The organism is Bacteroides sp. An269, assembly GCF_002159755.1.
In the GTDB taxonomy this organism is placed as follows: Bacteria; Bacteroidota; Bacteroidia; order Bacteroidales; family Bacteroidaceae; genus Phocaeicola; species Phocaeicola intestinalis.
In genome coordinates, this window is record NZ_NFJG01000069.1 from 1 (window position 1) to 22610 (window position 22610).

15 protein-coding genes and 1 tRNA gene are annotated in these 22610 nt (G+C 45.4%); 14 read left to right on the forward strand and 2 right to left on the reverse strand.

Annotation, left to right across the window (positions count from 1 at the left end; translation table 11 throughout):
* Positions 1–49 precede the first annotated feature (49 nt).
* Positions 50–259, forward strand: a complete 210-nt coding sequence (locus B5F71_RS20305) for a hypothetical protein (protein ID WP_158098089.1) — start codon at positions 50–52, stop codon at positions 257–259.
* A gap of 89 nt (positions 260–348) precedes the next feature.
* Here B5F71_RS20305 and B5F71_RS12630 read toward each other — a convergent pair whose 3' ends face one another.
* Both B5F71_RS12630 and B5F71_RS12635 read right to left on the reverse strand, forming a co-directional pair.
* Positions 349–2553 (reverse strand): sodium-translocating pyrophosphatase, encoded by a 2205-nt coding sequence (locus B5F71_RS12630; protein WP_087210867.1) that lies wholly within the window; start codon positions 2551–2553, stop codon positions 349–351.
* 170 nt (positions 2554–2723) lie between these two features.
* Entirely contained in the window at positions 2724–4190 is a 1467-nt protein-coding gene (locus B5F71_RS12635; protein WP_162608581.1) for a potassium/proton antiporter, read from the reverse strand.
* A gap of 772 nt (positions 4191–4962) precedes the next feature.
* On the opposite strand from B5F71_RS12635, the gene B5F71_RS12645 reads away from it, so the two are divergent.
* The 13 genes from B5F71_RS12645 to B5F71_RS12705 all read left to right on the forward strand — a co-directional run bounded on the left by B5F71_RS12645 (position 4963) and on the right by B5F71_RS12705 (position 22212).
* Entirely contained in the window at positions 4963–6708 is a 1746-nt protein-coding gene (locus tag B5F71_RS12645) for a sodium:solute symporter (protein WP_022041235.1), read from the forward strand.
* 40 nt (positions 6709–6748) lie between these two features.
* Positions 6749–7903, forward strand: coding sequence for an aldose epimerase family protein (locus tag B5F71_RS12650; protein WP_087210873.1), 1155 nt, complete (start codon positions 6749–6751; stop codon positions 7901–7903).
* A gap of 13 nt (positions 7904–7916) precedes the next feature.
* Complete coding sequence (locus tag B5F71_RS12655; protein WP_087210887.1) at positions 7917–8594, forward strand: NUDIX domain-containing protein; 678 nt, start codon at positions 7917–7919, stop codon at positions 8592–8594.
* Between the two features lie 5 nt (positions 8595–8599).
* On the forward strand, positions 8600–9289 hold the full coding sequence (locus tag B5F71_RS12660) for an L-ribulose-5-phosphate 4-epimerase (protein WP_022041238.1): 690 nt from the start codon (positions 8600–8602) through the stop codon (positions 9287–9289).
* Between the two features lie 29 nt (positions 9290–9318).
* Positions 9319–10845, forward strand: coding sequence for an L-arabinose isomerase (gene araA, locus B5F71_RS12665; RefSeq protein WP_022041239.1), 1527 nt, complete (start codon positions 9319–9321; stop codon positions 10843–10845).
* Between the two features lie 117 nt (positions 10846–10962).
* Entirely contained in the window at positions 10963–12567 is a 1605-nt protein-coding gene (locus tag B5F71_RS12670) for an FGGY-family carbohydrate kinase (protein ID WP_022041240.1), read from the forward strand.
* A gap of 30 nt (positions 12568–12597) precedes the next feature.
* Positions 12598–14142 (forward strand): alpha-N-arabinofuranosidase, encoded by a 1545-nt coding sequence (locus B5F71_RS12675; RefSeq protein WP_087210875.1) that lies wholly within the window; start codon positions 12598–12600, stop codon positions 14140–14142.
* A 6-nt stretch (positions 14143–14148) separates the two neighbouring features.
* Positions 14149–16125 carry an alpha-L-arabinofuranosidase C-terminal domain-containing protein gene (locus B5F71_RS12680; RefSeq protein ID WP_087210878.1) on the forward strand — a complete coding sequence of 659 codons (1977 nt, stop codon included), beginning with the start codon at positions 14149–14151 and terminating at the stop codon, positions 16123–16125.
* 636 nt (positions 16126–16761) lie between these two features.
* Positions 16762–16834 (forward strand) — tRNA-Gly (locus B5F71_RS12685).
* A gap of 236 nt (positions 16835–17070) precedes the next feature.
* Complete coding sequence (locus tag B5F71_RS12690) at positions 17071–18387, forward strand: DEAD/DEAH box helicase (RefSeq protein WP_087210880.1); 1317 nt, start codon at positions 17071–17073, stop codon at positions 18385–18387.
* A gap of 254 nt (positions 18388–18641) precedes the next feature.
* Positions 18642–19712: a 3-phosphoserine/phosphohydroxythreonine transaminase gene (gene serC / locus B5F71_RS12695; protein ID WP_022039085.1), complete on the forward strand. Its 1071-nt coding sequence runs from the start codon at positions 18642–18644 to the stop codon at positions 19710–19712.
* Between the two features lie 178 nt (positions 19713–19890).
* The gene (locus B5F71_RS12700) at positions 19891–20811 is read left to right on the forward strand and encodes an NAD(P)-dependent oxidoreductase (protein ID WP_013616292.1); all 921 of its coding nucleotides are present in this window, start codon (positions 19891–19893) and stop codon (positions 20809–20811) included.
* A gap of 153 nt (positions 20812–20964) precedes the next feature.
* Positions 20965–22212 carry a DUF1015 domain-containing protein gene (locus B5F71_RS12705; protein WP_087210884.1) on the forward strand — a complete coding sequence of 416 codons (1248 nt, stop codon included), beginning with the start codon at positions 20965–20967 and terminating at the stop codon, positions 22210–22212.
* The last annotated feature ends 398 nt before the right edge of the window (positions 22213–22610 follow it).

Below are 22610 nucleotides of genomic sequence, written 5' to 3' on the forward strand. Positions count from 1 at the left end.
GGATATTTGGATTACAACATAGAAGAAGCTGTTTTGAATTTATCGTGCGATGATTTGGGATGAGTTTTTGAGGCATTTTCGCTTCTGTGATGAGGAAGATAGCGGGCTACCTGACGAAGAACAGGAGCGAAAAGGACCAAAAAATCGCCCAAAGCACACACGAAAAAGGATACATCAAGCCAAGAAAAACTTTTTGGAGAAATTCAAAACAGCTTCTTATGTTGCCAATTATAGTCAGAAACAGTTTCAAAGAGCCTGAATGAAAAATTAATTGAATATCCGAAACATCCCATGTAGGGGCGTACCGCATACGCCCCTACATGTTAATATTCGTGTTTATTGCCGTTGTCAGAACAGGCTCCATGCCACAGTAAGCCCTGCCATTACGATAGCAACCATACTCATCAGTTTTACAAGAATGTTCAGGCTGGGACCGGATGTGTCTTTGAACGGGTCGCCTACGGTATCGCCTACTACAGTGGCACGGTGCACTTCGCTTCCTTTTCCGCCAAAGTTTCCTTCTTCCACATATTTCTTGGCATTGTCCCAGGCACCTCCGGCATTTGCCATAAAGATGGCTAGCACGAAGCCTGATGAAAGTCCGCCAATCAGCAGACCGATGACACCCGGTACACCGAAGAGCAACCCCGTAGCTATAGGAGCGATGATGGCAAGCAGAGAGGGGAATACCATTTCGCGTTGGGCGCCTTGTGTGGAAATCTGTACACACCGGGCGTAGTCAGGCTCGGCATTTCCACTCAGGATGCCTTTTATTTCACGGAACTGGCGGCGCACTTCTTCTACCATGCGCGAGGCTGCACGCCCTACAGCATTCATCGTAAGACCGCAGAAAAGGAAAGACATCATACTGCCAATGAACATCCCTGAAAGCACTTTAGGATTCATTAGTGTAACATCGTAATAAATCATGAAGTCGTCCAGTCCTGCCTCGTGGATGGCTATCTGGATGCCGTTGGGAAGTTCAAGGATGGCGGTTCCGATACGTTCCAGTCCGATACGTACTTCTTCGATGTATGAAGCCAGCAGGGAGAGTCCTGTAAGGGCTGCCGAGCCGATGGCAAATCCTTTTCCGGTAGCTGCGGTAGTATTGCCCAGCGAGTCGAGCGCATCGGTACGCCGGCGCACCTCTTCGCCCAGCTTGCTCATTTCGGCGTTTCCTCCGGCATTGTCGGCAATGGGGCCGTAAGCATCTGTGGCAAGGGTAATTCCTAAGGTGGAAAGCATGCCTACCGATGCGATTCCGATGCCGTAAAGTCCCATCCCAATGTTGGTGAAGTCGAATCCTGAAGCTAGCCAGTAGGAAAGGATGATGCCTGCTACTACGGCTATGACTGGGATGGTAGTGGAAATCATTCCCAGTCCGATGCCGGAGATAATAACGGTAGCAGGTCCTGTCTTACCACTTTCGGAGAGCTTGCGTGTGGGTTTGTATGATTGTGAAGTGTAATATTCGGTAGACTGCCCGATGATGATTCCTACCAGCAGGCCTACGATGACAGCCAGTGATATGTTTACCCAGTTGTCCAATCCTAAAAGCCAAAGGATGAGAAACGTGCCGATGATGATGAAAAACGAGCTGAGGTTGGTTCCGGTAGAAAGTGCTTTCAGCAGCTCTTTCATCGTAGCGTTTTCGCGTGTGCGTACTGCAAAAATGCCGATAATGGATAGGATGATGCCGATGGCAGCTATCAGCATCGGTGCGATGACTGCCTTGAACTGCATTTCGGTGTCTCCTGTGCCGATAAAAGCAGCGGCACCCAGTGCGGCGGTGGCAAGGATGGAGCCACAATACGATTCGTAGAGGTCGGCTCCCATACCTGCAACGTCGCCTACGTTATCGCCTACATTATCGGCGATGGTTGCCGGGTTACGCGGGTCGTCTTCAGGTATTCCGGCTTCAACTTTGCCTACCAGGTCGGCTCCTACATCGGCGGCTTTCGTGTAGATGCCTCCGCCTACGCGGGCGAAGAGAGCCTGTGTGGAAGCTCCCATTCCGAAGGTGAGCATTGTAGTGGTTATGACGCAGAGCTTTGAGGTAGGGTTCAGTGCATTGTCGGGGATGCATCGTTCCAGTAAGAGATACCAGAAGGAGATGTCGAACAAGCCCAGTCCTACTACCACCAGTCCCATGACTGCTCCGCTTCGGAAAGCGATGCGCAGGCCTTTGTCGAGTGAGGTACGGGCGGCGTTGGCAGTACGTGCTGAGGCGTATGTGGCGGTTTTCATTCCGAGGTAGCCGGACAAGCCGGAGAAGAACCCTCCTGTCAGGAATGCGACGGGCACCCAGTGGTTCTGGAGGTTGAAGCCGTATGCCATGATGGCAAACAGGAGAGCAAGTCCGATAAACACGAGTGTCACCACTTTATATTGTTGCTTGAGGTACGACATCGCCCCACGGCGTACATGTTCGGCGATTTTCTGCATCTCGGGTGTTCCTTCGCTTTCTCCTTTCATCTGTTTATAGAAGAAAGCCGCCAAGGCAAGTGCCAGGAACGAGGCGGCTGGAGCAATCCAGAAGAGATAGTTTTCCATAATGTTATGATTTTGAATGGTGTGTCGGTCTTGCAGACAAGTTTTACCTTGGGCACAAAGACATACAGAGGTTTTTCCTGTGGGCTGTGTGGTCGCCGGGTGATGCGTATTGTCTGTTCTTGTAATTTTCTCAAAGGTAAGGAAAAAATCTCTTCGGTTTGTTTCCTGATTTACAGATTTTGTCGCTTTTTCTGTTTATTTTCAGAAATGAGCAGGAGTTTGTCACCTTCATGAAGTTCTATTTGTCCGTTGGGAATGATGAATTCGTTTCCGCGTTTTACCAGCATCACCAGTGTGCCTTGAGGCAGGTTCATGTCTGCCAATCTGTTTCCTTCTTCCAGCATTTCGGCGGTGAGGGTCAGGTCGTCCAGTCGGGTATCTATTTCATCGGGAAGCTCTACGCCGAATGCGTTTCCTTCTTTGGCTTGGGGCATGTCGAGCTTGAGCCAGCGTGCCATCTGTGAGATGCTCATCCCTTGAATGACAAGCGAGAGAAGGGTGATGAAAAATACAATGTTGAACAATTGGTTTGACCCTGGGATTTCAGCTATGACGGGGTAGGTAGCGAAAATGATGGGAACAGCTCCACGCAGCCCTACCCATGATACGAAGAGCCGTGCACGTAGGGAAATGTTCCGGAAAGGAAGCAGGCAGAGGAACACGCTTACTGGACGTGCCACTACAATCATGAATGCACCGATAAGCAAGCCGATGCCTGCGATACCTATCATCTCATGTGGGTTTACCAGCAGTCCGAGGGCGAGGAACATGATGATTTGGAAAAGCCATGTCAGCCCGTCCATAAAAGTTTGTGTCTCTTTCCGTGATGCCAGTTTGGCATTGCCTACGATGACTCCGGCTATGTAGACCGCCAGATAACCGTTTCCGTGTACCAGGTCGGTGGTAGTAAAGGTAATAAATACAATACTCAGCAGGAGGATGGGGTAAAGAGAGGTATTAGGTAACTCGATTTTGTTGATGAGCCATACGGCGAACTTGCCTGCTGCATAGCCGATTGTTCCACCGAAAAAGAATTGTACAAGCAGGTCGCGTGCGATGATTCCGGCATGCAAATCTGTTCCGCTTCCAATGACTTGTATCAGCACGATGGTAAGCATATATGCCATGGGGTCGTTGCTTCCGCTTTCCAGTTCCAGCATCGGGCGCAAGTTTTCTTTCAGGTTCATCCGTTGTGAGCGGAGCAGGTTGAATACCGAAGCCGAGTCGGTGGATGACATTGTGGCGGCAAGTAATAAAGAGGCGAGTAGGGTCAGCTGAATGTCTGCTTTTGTATGGTCGGATAAAAAATAAATGAACAGCCCCGTCAAGAGGGTAGTGACCAGCACGCCTGCAGTAGACAGAAGTATCCCTTGAGGCAGTATGGGCTTGATTTCGCGGAACCGTGTGTCCATCCCTCCCGTGAACAAGATGATGCTCAGCGCTATCATTCCTACGAACTGGGCATCTTTCGCGCTGTTGAACTGGATGCCCAGTCCGTCGCTTCCGAAAAGCATTCCTACCAGGAGGAAGAGCAAGAGGGTGGGGATGCCGAACTTATATCCGGTCTTGCTGATGAGAATACTGATGAATATCAGGATAGAGCCGATGAGTAGAATGTTTTCTGCAGTAATCATTATGAGTCTTGTTCTTTTTTAAAGGTTGATGAAAAGTGTCCATGCAAAGATAATACAAAAAAGTGAGATACAGGACAAATCCTTAGAAACAGTTTTGAATTTATCGTGTGCTGATTTGGAATGAGTTTTTGAGGTATTTCCGCTTCTGTAACGAGGAGGATAGCGCGGACTATTTTTGCAGGATGCAGCCGGTTGCGGAAACCCGCGGATATAGGTGCGCCGGCAAACGCATATAGGTCCATCCGCTGTAAGATTATTAATCTTCAGGCTGCAAGATTATTAATCTTACAAGCGGAAGATTATTAATCTTACACCAGACGAAGTTATCTGCACTGGGGGAAGAAGATAATAACAACAACTAAATATGAGTCAAAAGCAGAGGTAAAAACCGGAATATCGCAATTGCAAGCCTACGAGGATAAGAAATGCAGTCCGGTCTTTTTGAGGCAGCACCTGTCATGTCTGAATGCCTTTATCGGTGGAATCATATATGTGCAAAATTACTTCCGCCAACGGGTGTTGGATATATAATAAGGTGTACAGAATAGGTATCGGTTGCCGGGAAGTGGACAATAGAACAGGTTTTGGCAGAAATTTGTCCAAATATGTTGTGTAACACACAAATTTATGAACATAACTCGTAAGGAATTTGTAATATTGCAGTCGAATTAGTGTAAATGATACACTTTACTGATAATGGCCGGTTCTTGTAACTTGCGTGACCTTTTGGACATCTAATTAACATGAAACATAAATTAAAAAAACAAACGTGATTATGAATTGGAATTCAAGTGAATTTGTTTGGCTCGACTGGGCGGTTCTCGTCATCGGGGTCATTCTGATTGCGTGGGCGGTGTACCGTGCAATCCAAAAAGACAAAAAGCAACAACAAGGGGCTAACAGTGAAGATTACCTCTTCGGAAAAGGAGAGCCGTGGTACATTATCGGTGCGGCTATCTTTGCCGCCAATATCGGGTCGGAACACCTGGTCGGACTGGCAGGTACAGGAGCCAAGGACGGCGTTGGTATGGCACACTGGGAGATGCAGGGCTGGATGATTCTTATCCTCGGATGGCTGTTCGTCCCCTTCTATCAATTATTGAACAATAAGTTGGGCAAGATTATTACGATGCCTGACTTCCTGAAGTTCCGTTATACGAAGCGTACCGGTTCGTGGCTTTCCATCATTACTTTGATTGCATACGTGCTGACAAAAGTTTCTGTAACCGCATTCACCGGAGGTATTTTCTTCGAATACTTATTGAATATCCCGTTCTGGTACGGTGCTATCGGGCTGATTGCTATTACAGCGGTATTTACTGTTTTCGGTGGAATGAAAGGTGTGATGACCTTGTCGGCTATCCAGACTCCTATCCTTATCATTGGCTCTTTCCTTGTCTTGTTTTTAGGACTGCATCTGTTGGGAGATGGAAGCATTGCCGAAGGCTGGTCGCAGATGATGGCTGTATGTAATGCTGCCCACGACGGCTTTGGTACTACGCACATGTTCCATACTGATCCGGCAGATCCGATGTATCCCAAATTCCCGGGTTATGTAGTGTTCCTCGGTGCGTCTATCATTGGTTTCTGGTATTGGTGTACCGACCAGCACATTGTACAACGTGTGTTGGGGCAGACTAAGGGCGAAGACAATTCAGTAGTAATGGCACGTGCCCGTCGCGGTACGATTGCAGCCGGTTATTTCAAGTTGTTGCCTATCTTCATGTTCTTGATTCCGGGTATGGTGGCATACGCACTCTCGATGAAGGCGGGAAGCGGTATTGAGATGGATATCACTAACACACATGATACTGACGGTGCATTTGCCATGATGGTGAAAAATATCTTGCCGGCAGGGGTCAAAGGTATTGTGACCATTGGTTTTGTATGTGCCCTCGTTGCATCGTTGGCGGCATTCTTCAATAGCTGTGCTACGTTGTTTACCGAAGACTTTTATAAGCCGATGAAGAAAGGCATGAGCGAGAGCCATTATGTGTTTGTAGGCCGTCTTGCAACGGTAGTTGTTGTGCTTCTGGGATTGGCTTGGATGCCGATTATGATGAACATGGGTAACCTGTACTCTTACTTGCAAGACATTCAGTCACTGATTGCTCCGGCAATGGTGGCGGTGTTCTCGCTGGGTATCTTCTCAAAGAAGATTACTCCCAAAGCCGGCGAATGGGGACTTATCGGTGGCTTTCTGATTGGTATGGTGCGCTTGTTCACCAATGTCGTTACCGAATCGGGCACCAAGGTGATGGAAGGAGCTTTCTGGGAATACACGTCTTGGTTCTGGCAGACCAACTGGCTGGTGTTTGAAGTATGGTTGCTTGTATTCATTATCATTCTGATGGTTGTTGTGTCTTGTTTTACACCCGCTCCGTCCAAAGAACAGGTGGAAGCGATTACCTTCACCAAAGATTACAAGAAGGCTATCCGTGAGAGCTGGAATAAATGGGATGTCATCGCCACATTGGGTGTTGTTGCCTGCTGTGCAGCTTTCTACTGGTATTTTTGGTAAAGAGTAGATGAATGATGTTTTAAATAAAAAATAATAAGCGATGAAAAACATTCGGAATTCATTTTTAGGAATGAGTGCGGCACTTGCCTTGATGGCATCTTGCACTACGCAGGAACAGAAACCTGCATTGACCCTTTCGGGATTGGATCCTGCCAATTTTGAAACGACTGTAGACGGGACAAAAGCGGTTAAACTTTATACGTTGACAAATCATAACGGAATGGAAGTCTGCATTACAAACTTTGGTGGACGTATTGTCTCGCTGATGGTGCCGGACAAAAATGGCACGATGACAGATGTGGTGCTGGGCTTCGACAGCATTGCCGATTACCAGAATATCCCGAGCGATTTCGGAGCAGCCATCGGGCGTTATGCTAATCGTATTAATAAGGGGCAGATGAAAGTGGACGGCACTTTGATTCAATTGCCGACAAACAATTTCGGACATTGTCTGCACGGTGGACCTACCGGTTGGCAATATCAGGTGTATGAAGCAAATCAGACCAACGACAGTACTTTGGTCTTGACGATGAACTCGGCAGATGGCGATAATAATTTCCCGGGTAATGTGACTGCACATGTGACTTACGCATTGACAGCCAATAATGCCATCGATATCAAGTATGATGCTACTACCGACAAGACCACGGTAATCAATATGACCAACCATTCATACTTTAACCTGAATGGCGATCCCTCCAAGCCTGGAACCGACCAGATTCTGTATGTTGCGGCAGACAGCATTACTCCTGTCGACAGCACGTATATGACCAATGGCGAGATGATGGCTGTAAGGGATACTCCATTCGATTTCAATACGCCGAAGCCTATCGCTCCGTCTGTAACCGATTTTGAAAACGAACAAGTGAAGTTCGGTAATGGATTCGACCATAACTGGGTACTGAAGACTAAAGGCGATATCAGCCAGGTAGCAGCCAAGCTGACCAGTCCGACTTCGGGTATCAGTCTGACCGTATACACCGACGAGCCTGGTATCCAGGTTTACACAGGAAATTTCTTGGATGGAACCGTGAAAGGTAAGAAAGGCATTGCTTATCCGCAACGGGCTTCTGTATGTTTGGAGACTCAACATTATCCGGATAGTCCTAATAAGCCGCAATGGCCTTCGGTTATCCTGGAACCGGGTGAAACTTATCAGAGCCATTGTATATTCCAGTTCGGTATAGAAAAATGATTTTATGAACGATGTGTCTACATATTACAAGAATAATCCGAAATTTTTCGTCGGTATTGATTGCATCATATTCGGTTTTGAGAAAGAACAATTGAGCTTGTTGTTGCTTCAGCGTAATTTTGAGCCGGCAAAGGGGCAGTGGTCTTTAATGGGCGGTTTTGTCCAGGAAAATGAAAGCGCGGATGATGCGGCAAAGCGTGTGCTGTACGAACTGACCGGATTGAAGGATGTTTATATGGAACACATCGGAGCTTTTGGCAAGATAAACAGAGACCCGGGTGAACGGGTTATCTCGCTTGCTTATTATGCACTCATCAATACGAATAAATACGACCGGGAGCTGGTGCAACGGCATAATGCGTATTGGGTAAATATTGATGAGATACCTGATTTGATTTTCGACCATAACCAAATGGTAGAAAAAGCCCGGACGGCCATGAAGGAAAAGGCTTCTACCGCTCCCATTGGTTTCAATTTGCTTCCAGAGCTTTTTACACTTACGCAATTGCAAAGCTTGTATGAAGCTATTTATGGCGAACCAATGGATAAACGCAATTTCCGGAAGCGAATTGCGGATATGGGTTATATCGAGAAAACAGATAAAATAGATAAAACAGGTTCTAAAAGAGGGGCTTATCTGTACAAGTTCAATGATAAGGCTTATCAGCGGGACCCGAAATTCAAACTATAAGACTTATGTTAGAAGATTTGAAAGAAAAAGTGTTTCAGGCAAACCTTGATTTGGTGAAACATGGATTGGTGATTTTTACATGGGGTAATGTATCTGCTATCGACCGCGAAAAAGGGCTGGTAGTGATTAAGCCCAGTGGCGTAGCTTACGATGTAATGAAAGCATCGGATATGGTGGTGGTAGATTTGGATGGCAATGTAGTGGAAGGTGATTTACGTCCTTCCAGCGATACGCCGACTCATCTGGTTCTTTATAAGGCATTCAAGGAAATAGGTGGGGTGGTGCATACGCATTCTACGTATGCTACTGCATGGGCACAGGCCGGATGCGACATTCCGAATATAGGGACTACACATGCCGATTATTTTCACGAAGCCATCCCTTGCACGGCGGATATGACCGAAGAAGAGGTGAAAGGCGATTATGAATTGGAAACCGGAAACGTGATTGTAAAACGTTTCGAAGGAATGAATCCGGTTCATACTCCGGGTGTATTAGTGAAAAATCACGGACCTTTTGCGTGGGGTAAGGATGCTCACGATGCAGTTCATAATGCTGTAGTGATGGAGCAGGTGGCAAAAATGGCAAGCATTGCATATGCCGTCAATCCGCATCTGACGATGAACCCCCTGCTGGTAGAGAAACATTTCAGCCGCAAGCATGGTCCGAATGCTTACTACGGACAGAAGAAATAGCATACTAACTTTTTAAAATACATAGAACTATGAGCACATTTGATCAATTTGAAGTATGGTTCGTAACAGGAGCTCAGCTTCTGTACGGAGGCGATGCTGTTATCGCAGTAGACGCACACAGTAATGAAATGGTAGCTGGATTGAATAACAGTGGAAATCTTCCGGTTAAAGTAGTATATAAAGGTACGGCTAACTCTTCAAAAGAAGTGGAAGCAGTAATGAAAGCAGCCAATAACGATGAGAAGTGTATCGGTGTTATCACGTGGATGCATACATTCTCGCCTGCAAAGATGTGGATACATGGCTTGCAACAATTGAAGAAACCGTTGCTTCACCTGCATACTCAGTTTAATGAAGAAATTCCTTGGGATACCATGGATATGGACTTTATGAATCTGAACCAGTCGGCACACGGTGACCGCGAGTTCGGACATATTTGCAGCCGTATGCGTATCCGTCGTAAAGTAGTAGTTGGTTATTGGAAAGATGCGGAAACCCAACGTAAGATTTCCGTTTGGATGCGTGTATGTGCAGCTTGGGCAGATGCACAGGACATGTTGATTATTCGTTTTGGCGACCAGATGAATAATGTAGCCGTAACGGATGGCGATAAGGTAGAAGCTGAAGTTCGGATGGGATACCATGTAGACTATTGTCCGGTAAGTGAACTGATGGAATATCACAGCCAGGTGAAAGACGAGGATGTAAAAGCATTGGTGGATGAGTATTTCCAGCTGTATGACCATGATAAAGAACTGGAAGATCAACGAACGGAAGCCTATGGAAAGGTATGGAATTCGGCTAAAGCGGAACTTGCCTTGCGTGCTATTTTGAAGGCAAAAGGTGCGAAAGGCTTCACTACTAACTTTGATGATTTGGGTCAGACAGACGGAAGCCATTTCGACCAGATTCCGGGGCTTGCTTCTCAGCGTCTGATGGCAGAAGGCTATGGATTCGGTGCTGAAGGTGACTGGAAATCAGCTGCCTTGTACCGCACGGTATGGGTGATGAACCAAGGCCTGCCTAACGGTTGCTCGTTCTTGGAAGACTATACGTTGAATTTCAACGGTGAAAGAAGTGCTATCCTGCAGGCACACATGTTGGAAGTTTGTCCGTTGATTGCAGCTCAAAAGCCACGTCTGGAAGTACATTTCCTGGGTATCGGTGTCCGTAAGAGCCAGACTGCCCGTTTGGTATTCACTTCAAAGACGGGTACTGGATGTACAGCAACAGTGGTGGATATGGGTAATCGTTTCCGTTTGATTGTAAACGATGTAGAATGTATTGAACCGAAACCGTTGCCTAAATTGCCGGTAGCTTCTGCATTGTGGATTCCGCAGCCTAATTTTGAAGTAGGTGCAGGTGCATGGATTTTGGCTGGTGGAACTCACCACTCTTGTTTCTCATACGATTTGACTGCAGAATACTGGGAAGATTATGCCGAAATTGCGGGTATTGAAATGGTACATATCAACAAAGATACCACCATCAGCGACTTCAAGAAAGAACTCCGTATGAACGAAGTTTATTATATGCTGAATAAAGCTCTTTGCTAATAGTTGATCGGAACACAGAGACACGGAGCACTGAGGTTTTATTCGTAAATAGATTCTCTGTGCCTTTGTGTCTCTGTGTTTTATTTTTATTATTTATTATAATCATATAATCATATCATGAATACAGACACAAAATCAATTATCGAATCAGGAAAGGCTATTTTGGGTATCGAATTGGGTTCGACTCGTATTAAAGCAGTATTGATCGACCCCGAAAACAAACCTATAGCTCAGGGAAGTCATGTTTGGGAAAACCAATTGGTAGATGGACTGTGGACTTATAGCATTGATGCCATTTGGAACGGACTTCGGGATTGTTATGCCGATCTATGTGCTGATGTAAAGAAACAGTACGATACGGATATAGAAACTTTGGCGGCTATTGGCGTTAGTGCCATGATGCACGGTTATATGGCTTTCAATGATAAAGAGGAGATTCTCGTTCCGTTCCGTACGTGGCGCAATACCAATACAGGCATAGCTGCAGCAGCTCTTTCGGAAGCATTTGTTTACAATATTCCGTTGCGCTGGAGCATCTCTCATTTGTATCAGGCTATTCTGAACGGTGAATCACATGTAAAAGATATTGCTTATCTGACAACTTTGGCTGGATATGTGCACTGGCAGTTGAGTGGGAAAAAGGTATTGGGCATCGGCGATGCTTCGGGTGTGCTTCCCATTGACCCTGCTACAAAGAATTATTCGGCAGAGATGGTGGAGAAATTCGATAAAATGGTTGCACCGAAAGGCTTTTCTTGGAAATTGACCGATATTTTGCCTAAGGTGTTGCAAGCCGGTGAGAATGCAGGTTTCCTGACACCTGAGGGTGCTAAAAAACTTGATGGGTCCGGCCGTTTGAAAGCAGGCATACCTTTGTGTCCTCCCGAAGGAGATGCAGGAACAGGTATGGTGGCTACCAATGCTGTGAAGCAGCGTACAGGTAATGTATCGGCAGGTACTTCTTCGTTTTCTATGATTGTGCTGGAGAAAGACTTGTCGAAACCGTATGAAATGATTGATATGGTGACTACGCCTGACGGCAGCCTGGTTGCCATGGTACATTGTAATAATTGTACTTCCGACCTTAATGCCTGGGTTAATTTGTTTAAAGAATATCAAGAACTACTGGGGGTACCCGTAGATATGAATGAGGTTTTCGGAAAACTGTATAATCATGCTCTTGAAGGAGATGCTGATTGTGGTGGACTGATTTCTTACAATTACATTTCGGGTGAACCGGTAACCAGACTTGCTGAAGGAAGACCTTTGGTTGTACGTTCTGCCAATGATAAATTCAACCTTGCCAACTTTATGCGTGCCAACCTGTATGCATCTGTGGCTGTACTGAAAATAGGTAATGATATTTTGTTCAACGAAGAGAAAATCAAAGTAGACCGTATTACAGGTCACGGAGGATTGTTCAAGACAAAAGGGGTAGGACAGCGCATTTTGGCGGCAGCACTCAATTCGCCTATATCTGTTATGGAAACGGCCGGTGAAGGCGGTGCCTGGGGTATTGCTTTGTTAGGGTCTTATTTGGTGAACAATCCACAAAAATTGTCGCTTGCCGATTTCCTTGATGAACAAGTATTTGCTGGGAACACAGGTGTGGAAATTAAACCGGACCTGAAAGATGTAGCAGGATTCAATGCATACATTGAAACTTATAAAGCTGGTTTACCTATCGAAGAAGCAGCTGTAAAATATAAGGTTAGTGAATGAGCCGATTAATGATTAATTAAAGAAGAAAAAATGAAAAACAAACTGATTCTTAGTGGCTTGATGCTGGGCGTCAGCCTTGCTGTATCCGCACAACAACACGCGACTGTAACCGTTCACACAGAAAAGGCTGAACAAATCATTCCGAAAGAAATATACGGACAATTCGCCGAGCATTTGGGTACCTGTATTTATGGGGGCTTGTGGGTAGGTGAGGATTCTCCTATTCCTAATACAAACGGATACCGTAATGATGTACTTGAAGCGTTGAAAAAATTGAAAGTACCTGTATTGCGTTGGCCAGGCGGATGCTTTGCCGATGAATATCATTGGATGGATGGCATTGGACCCAAAGAAAACCGCCCGAAAATGGTGAACAATAACTGGGGAGGGACTGTAGAAGATAATAGTTTTGGTACTCACGAATTTCTTAACTTGTGCGAGCTTTTGGGTTGCGAGCCTTATATCAGCGGCAATGTGGGAAGCGGAACAGTAGAAGAAATGGCAAAGTGGGTGGAATATATGACATCTGAGCAGGGAAGCCCCATGGCAAAGTTGCGTTTGCAGAATGGACGTGAAAAACCTTGGAAAGTAAAATACTTTGGTGTAGGTAATGAAAGTTGGGGTTGTGGAGGCAGTATGCGTCCGGAATATTATGCCGATTTGTATCGTCGTTATTCTACATATTGTCGTAACTACAATGGAAATAAATTGTTTAAGATTGCCAGCGGTGCCAGCGATTACGATTATAATTGGACAGAAGTGTTGATGCAGAATGTCGGTCATCGTATGGATGGTGTATCTTTGCATTATTATACAGTACCTGGATGGACTGGAAGTAAAGGTTCTGCTACTAAGTTTACAACCGATGATTACTATTGGACGATGGGTAAATGCCGTGAAATTGAGGATGTGTTGAAGCGTCACATGGCTATTATGGATAAATATGATCCGAAGAAACAAATTGCTCTTATCGTCGATGAATGGGGTACTTGGTGGGATGAAGAACCCGGTACAATTCCCGGCCATCTGTATCAGCAGAACACGATGCGTGATGCGTTTGTAGCTTCACTTACATTGGATATCTTCCATAAATATACCGACCGTGTGAAGATGACCAACATAGCCCAGATCGCTAATGTGCTGCAATCGATGATTTTGACGAAAGAGGACAAAATGGTCCTGACGCCGACTTATCATGTATTCGAAATGTATAATGTACATCAAGATGCTACGTTCTTGCCATCAGACCTGCAATGTACCTATAAGAATGTGCGTGATAATCGTGTGGTACCTATGATTAGTACAAGTGCTTCGCGTGACAAGGAAGGACGTATTCACTTGTCGTTGTCTAATATCGACCTTGAAGAATCGGCTGAGGTAACCGTTAACCTGGAAGGTTTCGAGGGGAAACAGGTTACGGGACGTATCCTGGCTGCAGATAAGATTGATACGTATAATACGTTTGAAAATCCGGATGCCGTTACTGTGAAGGATTTCAAGGATGTTAAGTTGCAAAAGGGCGGTTTGTTGGTAAAATTGCCTGCTATGTCTATTGTTACACTCGAAATCAAATGATAATTTATGAATAAATCAACAATTTTCAGTTTGGCCTTGGCGGCTTGTTGCTGTACGGGACTGGCGGCACAGGAAGTCAACCACATGGTGGTAAAGGCAAACAAGCCAGGTGCCGAAATCCAACCCACCATGTATGGACATTTTTTTGAGGATATTAATTATGGTGCAGATGGAGGATTGTATGCCGAATTGGTCATGAACCGTTCATTTGAATTTCCCAATCGTCTGCAAGGCTGGAAAACATTCGGTAATGTTACGGTCTTGGAGGATGGACCTTTCGACCGTAATCCACATTACATTCGTCTTGCAGACCCGGGACATCCGCATAAGCGTACAGGGGTAGTCAATGAAGGCTTTTTCGGCATTGGATTGAAAGAAAATGCTCAATACCGCTTTACTGTGTGGGCCAGAGGAAACGGGCAGAAGATCCGGGTGGAACTCATTGATCCGTATTCGATGGGGGAAACTCAGGTGTTGACTTCGGGAGACGTAGCCTTGAACTCGGCTGATTGGAAAAAATATGAATTGGTGCTTACTGCTCCACAAACCATTGATGCGGCACAGCTGCGTATCTTCCTGGCTTCTGCAGGTAATGTTGACTTGGAGCATATTTCACTTTTCCCCGTCGATACATGGAAAGGGCGTGAAAATGGTTTGCGTAAAGATCTTGTACAGGCCTTGGTTGATACCAAACCAGGTGTATTCCGTTTCCCTGGTGGATGTATCGTAGAAGGTACACATATCAATGACCGTTATCAATGGAAAAACTCAGTAGGTCCTGTAGAGAACCGTCCGTTGAACTCGAACCGATGGGAATATACTTTCCCTCATCGTTATTATCCTGATTATCACCAGACATATGGTATGGGATTTTACGAACTTTTCTTGTTGGCTGAAGATATGGGCGCTGAGCCTCTTCCGATTGTTAATGTAGGTCTGGCATGCCAGTATCAAAACGATGATCCTAAAGCGCATGTCCCAGTGGACAGCCTGCAAAGCTATATTCAGGACGCACTTGACCTTATTGAGTTTGCCAATGGTGATGAAACAACAAAGTGGGGTAAACTTCGTGCCGAAATGGGACATCCCGCTCCTTTTAATATGAAATTTATTGGAGTAGGAAACGAACAGTGGGGACCGGAGTATCCCGAACGTCTGAAATATTTTGTCGATGCTATCCGCAAAGCTTATCCCGATATTCAGATTATCGGTTCATCTGGTCCGAATTCGGAGGGTAAGGACTTTGATTATTTGTGGCCTGAGATGAAAAAGTTGAAAGTGGATTTGGTCGACGAACATTTTTATCGCCCCGAAGATTGGTTCTTGAAGTCGGGCAATCGTTATGATAATTATGACCGTAAAGGACCGAAGGTGTTTGCAGGAGAATATGCTTGCCACGGAAAAGGAAAGAAATGGAATCATTTTTATGCATCATTGCTTGAAGCTGCTTTCCTGACAGGAGTGGAACGTAATGCTGATGTAGTGTATATGGCTACTTATGCTCCTTTATTGGCGCATGTGAAAGGCTGGCAATGGCGTCCGGACTTGATTTGGTTTGACAATTTGCGTAGTGTACGTTCATGCAGCTGGTATGTGCAATACCTTTATGGACACAATAAAGGTACACAGGTTGTGCCTTTGTTGATGGATGGCAAGGCTGTAAGCGGTCAGCCAGATCAAAATGGTTTGTTTGCCAGCGCTGTGTGGGATGAACCTACAAAAAGCTATATCGTTAAGATTGTCAACGTATCCGATAAGGCTCAATCTGTAACGGTAGAATTTGATGGCTTGAAAAAGAAAAAACTTGCTACGCAGGCCGATTGTATCCTGTTCCACTCGGATAATCCGGATGAAGAAAATTCGTTGGATAATCCCAATCTGATTACTCCGAAAGAAAGTAAAGTTACTGTTGATGGTAAGACTTTGCAGTCTGAAGTAGGTGCACAGACTTTTGTTATCTATCGTGTAAGTATGCAGGAATAATCTTCCTCTTGTAGGGAAACAGGTTGAAGGAAGAACTGGTTTGCCATTTTATTGGAATAATACCTTGAACTAGCTATATCTCCATTGTTGTTTTGGTGATATTGATAGGGCAAGGTATTATTTTGTTTGGATGGTTTATATGTGGTGAAATGTCGGATGATTAGAGCATTTTTTGTATATTGGAGGTAAGAGCCTGTTTAAATTTTGCTCAGGTTAATTTTGCGAATTGTTTTCGAGGATGTTTTTCTGATTTTATAAGGAGGATAGCGGGCTATCTGACGAATAAAATCGGGGAAACAGACCGGAAACAAACGCAAAAGAACCTGATAGAATATTACTTTATTGGAAAATTTAAACGCTCTAAATGTGAATGTCCGATCCGTTTAATTAATATGCTTTCAAAAAGATGATATACTTCATAAGCCATTCCAGTTAATTGCGACAGCTTACGAAGATAATTGGAACGGCAAAGTAAGATATCTTCATTTGGAAAGTGCCTGTTATTGGGGGTAATTGCGTATATTGCATATTTTGATTAAAAAACTCTGCCTTTTGATCAAAAAATAAATATTTGATGTGATTTCGTTTGGCTATTTCACAATAAAATTCTATTTTTGCACCCGAAATAAAGGTAATGCGGTAGTAGCTCAGTTGGTAGAGCATCAGCTTCCCAAGCTGAGGGTCACGGGTTCGAGTCCCGCTTACCGCTCTTAAAAGATCCTTGGTGGCTAAACAAATGGCCATCAAGGTATTTTTATGTAGTAATATTTCTGAAAGAATGCCTGGTTGAACGGGCACTGTCTCTGCCGATGCAGTATATATTTTTGAACATCTTTTACTCTGAATGTATACTTTTGATGCATTTATCTTAAAAACAGTGCCTGAATCTTTTGTGGATATTATTTGAATCGTAAAAATGTCGTAATATAATACTTGAGTAATATAATGATAAAAAATATGGATGAAATACTGGAACGGATGGGTATAAAGGTGTTGAATGAGATGCAGCGTGCATCCCTACAGGCTTTCGGTGAAGGAGGCGATTTGGTCTTGCTTTCGCCGACAGGCTCAGGTAAGACGCTGGCCTATTTGTTGCCGTTGGTTTCTTTTCTTAAATCCGGTGTGAAGGGAGTGCAGGCAGTAGTGCTGGTACCTTCGCGTGAATTGGCTCTGCAAATTGAGCAGGTGTTTAGGCAGATGGGTACTCCTTTCAAGGTGATGAGCTGTTATGGTGGCCGTCCGGCGATGGACGAACACCGGACGATGAACAGCTTGTTGCCTTCAGTTATCATCGGTACGCCGGGACGCATGAATGACCATTTACAGAAGGCGAACTTTGATGCCTCAACGGTACGGATGTTGGTTATCGATGAGTTCGACAAGTGTTTGGAGTTTGGCTTCCAGGAAGAGATGGCTTCTGTGCTCGGGCAGTTGCCATGCGTAGAGCGGCGCCTTTTGTTATCAGCTACGGATGCCGAGGAAATTCCCCGCTTTGCTGGAATGAACCGTATGCATAAGTTGGATTTCCTACATGCTGGTATAGGTTCGCGCCTGCATATATATAAGGTGGAGTCGCCTGTGAAAGATAAGCTGGAGACATTGTACAAGCTGCTCTGTTGCTTGGGTGATGAGTCAACGCTGGTGTTTTGCAACCATCGTGAGAGTGCGGAGCGAATAGGGACGTACCTGCGTGGAATGAAGGTGTATGCCGAGGTGTATCACGGAGGAATGGAACAGGAAGAGCGTGAGCGGGCGCTTTATAAGTTCCGTAACGGTAGTTGTCCGGTATTGGTGTCGACCGATCTGGCGGCACGTGGGCTTGACATTCCCGAAATCCGTAATGTGGTGCATTATCATCTGCCTGTTTCCGCTGACGGTTTTGTACACCGCAACGGACGCACAGCACGTTGGGAAGCTGAAGGCAATGCTTATGTCATCCTTTATAGTGAGGAGCAGTTGCCCGGATACTTGGACGGGGAGATGGAAATGTTTGAGTTCCCTCAACGATTGCCCGAACCTGCGCTGCCTCGCTTCGTGACCTTGTATATCGGGAAAGGGAAAAAGGACAAGGTCAACAAGGTGGATATTGTGGGCTTTTTGTCGAAGAAGGCTAACCTTGGGCGTGATGACATCGGCAAGGTGGACGTGAAGGAACGTCATGCCTACGCTGCCATTGCGCGCAATAAATGCAAACAAACATTAAATCTTGTACAAAATGAAAAGATAAAAGGGGTAAAAGCTTTGATAGAATTGGCAAAATAATAACTTTGTGTCAGAAATATCTCAGTGAACTTCTCAGTTACGTACAAAATGCTATGATTGCAGGACGGATGTAAATCATAGGGGGATTGAGATGTGTCAATATGTAATCAAAATCACGATTCAGTTCTTATTTTGTAAGAAAAAAGGTGGTCCAGGCATAAAAATATAAGGAAATCTTTTGGGAGTCTAAAAATTATCACTATATTCGCAACAAAAGAATTTAATGATATTGTCTAACCTAAACAAACTGCCAAATGAAAAAACATAATTTTAATGCGGGACCTTCTATTTTGCCTCGCGAAGTAATCGAGAAAACAGCTCAGGCAATTCTGGACTTTAACGGTTCAGGGCTTTCGTTGATGGAAATCAGTCACCGCGCTAAAGACTTCCAACCGGTGGTGGACGAAGCTGTGGCATTGTTTAAAGAACTTTTGAATATCCCTGACGGCTATTCGGTATTGTTCCTAGGGGGTGGTGCGAGCTTGGAGTTCTGCATGGTACCCTACAATTTCTTGGAAAAGAAAGCCGCTTATCTCAATACAGGTACTTGGGCAAAGAAGGCGATGAAGGAGGCTAAGGCTTTCGGTGAGGTGATTGAGGTGGCTTCTTCGGCAGATGCCAACTACACTTTCATTCCGAAAGGGTATGATGTACCTGCTGACGTAGACTATTTTCACATCACGACTAACAATACCATCTATGGTACAGAGTTGCATGCCGATCCGGAAGTGAACGTGCCGTTGGTGGCAGATATGTCGTCTGATATCTTTTCACGTCCGATTGACGTATCGAAGTATATCTGTATTTATGGCGGCGCGCAAAAGAACCTAGCTCCTGCAGGCGTGACTTTTGTTATCGTGAAGAATGATGCGGTAGGGAAAGTTTCGCGTCACATTCCGACCATGCTGAATTACCAGACCCATATCGAGAAGGGCTCTATGTTCAATACACCTCCTGTAGTGCCTATTTATGCGGCTTTGCAGACCTTGCGTTGGCTGAAGGCGCAAGGCGGGGTAGAGGAAATGCAGCGCCGTGCCAAGTTGCGTTCGGACATGCTGTATGCCGAGATTGACCGCAACAAGTTGTTCCGTGGCACGGTGACGGCTCCCGAAGACCGTTCGTATATGAACATTTGTTTTGTGATGGCTGACGAATATAAAGAACTGGAAGCTGATTTCTTGAAGTTTGCCACCGAAAAAGGTATGGTAGGCATTAAGGGTCACCGTTCGGTCGGAGGATTCCGTGCTTCATGCTACAATGCACTGCCTGTGGAAAGCGTACAGGCATTGATTGACTGCATGCAGGAATTCGAGAAGATGCATTGATTTGCTCAGTTATGTTTCACGGGAGTTAAAGGTAGTTATGTTTCACAGGAGTTATCACTTCGTTCAAGGAGTTAAAGGTCAATACTCTTGCCTCTGAAAATTGTAAAAGGTATTGGCATCTAACTCCCTCTAACTTCTTTTAACTCCCTCTAATTTATTAATTTAACATTGGATTTCTATGAAAATATTGGTTGCAACAGAGAAACCGTTTGCTAAGGTAGCGGTAGACGGTATCCGTAAAGAAATAGAAGGAGCTGGTTACGAATTGGCCCTGTTGGAGAAATATACCGATAAGGCGCAATTGCTGGATGCGGTGAAAGACGCAAATGCTTTGATTATCCGGAGCGACGTGATAGACAATGAAGTGTTGGATGCTGCCAAGGAACTGAAGATTGTAGTACGTGCCGGAGCGGGATATGACAATGTAGACCTTGAAGCGGCTACGGCTCATGGCGTATGCGTAATGAACACGCCGGGGCAGAACTCGAATGCGGTGGCAGAGCTGGCTTTCGGAATGATGATAATGGCTGTCCGCAATTTTTATGACGGCAAATCCGGTACGGAGTTGAAAGGCAAGAAACTGGGTATTCATGCCTACGGAAATGTGGGACGCAATGTCGCCCGTATCGCTAAGGGTATCGGCATGGAGATTTATGCTTACGACGCTTATTGTCCCAAAGAAGTGATGGAGGGTGACGGAATCGTTCCGGTAGATTCCGCCGAAGCCTTGTACGAAACCTGTAACGTGGTTTCGCTTCACATCCCGGCTACTGCTGAAACGAAGAATTCCATCAATTATGATTTGGTGAACCGTATGCCGAAGAACGGGCTGCTGGTGAATACGGCACGTAAGGAAGTCATTAACGAGGCAGACTTGCTTCGTTTGATGAACGACCGTCCTGACTTGAAGTATGTGACGGATATCATGCCGGTCCATCATGCCGAATTTGCCGAGCAATTCCCCGGACGTTATTTCTCTACTCCGAAGAAGATGGGCGCACAGACCGCCGAAGCCAATATCAACGCGGGCATAGCAGCCGCAAAACAGATTGTCGGCTTTTTGAAAGACGGATGTGAGAAGTTCCGGGTGAATAAGTAACTCTCAATTAACAATTAATAATTAATAGTTAATAATTAACTATGCGGCACTGTGATTGTTTTGTTCTTTCGGATTACAAATCCGGCGTAGCAAAATCCATACCGCGTATGATATAATTGTTAATTATTAATTATTAATTATCAACTGAATACTATGGTAAAGATAAGACCCTTTAAAGGCATACGTCCGCCGAAAGAGTTGGTGGAGGAAGTGGCTTCGCGCCCCTATGACGTGCTTAATTCGGAAGAGGCGCGGGCAGAAGCCGCGGGCAATGAGAAATCGCTGTATCACATTATCAAGCCTGAGATAGACTTTCCCGAAGGAACGGATGAGCATGACCCGCGCGTATATGAAAAAGCGGCAGAGAATTTCCGGATGTTCCAAGAGAAAGGCTGGCTGGTGCAGGATGAAAAGGCGTGCTATTACGTCTATGCCCAGACGATGGACGGGAAGACCCAATATGGATTGGTGGTAGGTGCGTACGTGCCCGACTACATGAACGGGAACATCAAGAAGCACGAACTGACCCGCCGCGATAAGGAAGAAGACCGCATGAAGCATGTACGGGTGAATAATGCGAATATCGAACCGGTTTTCTTCGCTTATCCGGAAAACGCGGAACTGGATGCGATTGTGAAGAAATATGTGGAACGGAAGCCTGAATACGATTTCATCGCGCCGGGAGACGGATTCGGCCACACATTTTGGGTAATAGACGCGGAGGAGGACATCGAAGCCATCACGCGTGCATTTGAAAAGATTCCTGCCATGTATATTGCCGACGGGCATCACCGGAGTGCGGCGGCTGCACTGGTGGGGGCGGAGAAAGCCCGGCAGAATCCGAACCACAAAGGGGATGAAGAATACAATTACTTCATGGCAGTATGTTTCCCCGCCAATCAGTTGACCATTATTGACTATAACCGGGTTGTGAAGGATTTGAACGGATTGACTCCACAAGCTTTCATCGAAGCCTTGAGAAAGCATTTTGAGGTGGAGGAGAAGGGGACGGAAATCTATAAGCCGCAGGCTTTGCACAACTTTTCGCTTTATGTAGGGGGCAAATGGTATAGCCTGACCGCGAAGCCGGATACGTATGATGATAATGACCCGATAGGCGTGCTGGATGTGACGATTTCTTCCAGATTGATTCTGGATGAGATATTAGGCATTAAGGATTTGCGCTCGGACAAGCGCATTGATTTCGTAGGCGGCATCCGTGGATTGGGAGAGCTGAAGAAGCGGGTGGATAGCGGCGAGATGCAAATGGCGCTGGCGTTGTATCCGGTATCGATGAAGCAGTTGATGGACATTGCCGATACGGGCAACATTATGCCGCCCAAAACCACCTGGTTCGAGCCTAAGTTGCGTTCGGGGCTTGTTGTTCATAAGCTGGAATAGGAGTTAGAGGGAGTTATTTCAGAAACGCAGATTCACGCAGATTTTCGCGGATTATTTTAATTGAATATCCGCAAACATCCCATGTAGGGGCGTATCGCATACGCCCGAATTCGTCAACTAATCCACGTGGATGTCTTCAGGGCGTATGCGATACGCCCCTACAAGGCAATTGGGTGAAATGCGGATATTCAAATTATTTTAATTTACGATTTGACAATTTACTATCTACTATTTGAGCATTAAGAAACTGTTTTGAATTTCTTCAAAAAGTTTTTCTCGTCTTGATGTATCCGTTTTCGTGTGTGCTTTGGGCGATTTTTTGGTCCTTTCCGCTTCTGTTCTTCGTCAGATAGCCCGCTATCTTCCTCATCACACAAGCGGAAATGCCTCAAAAACTC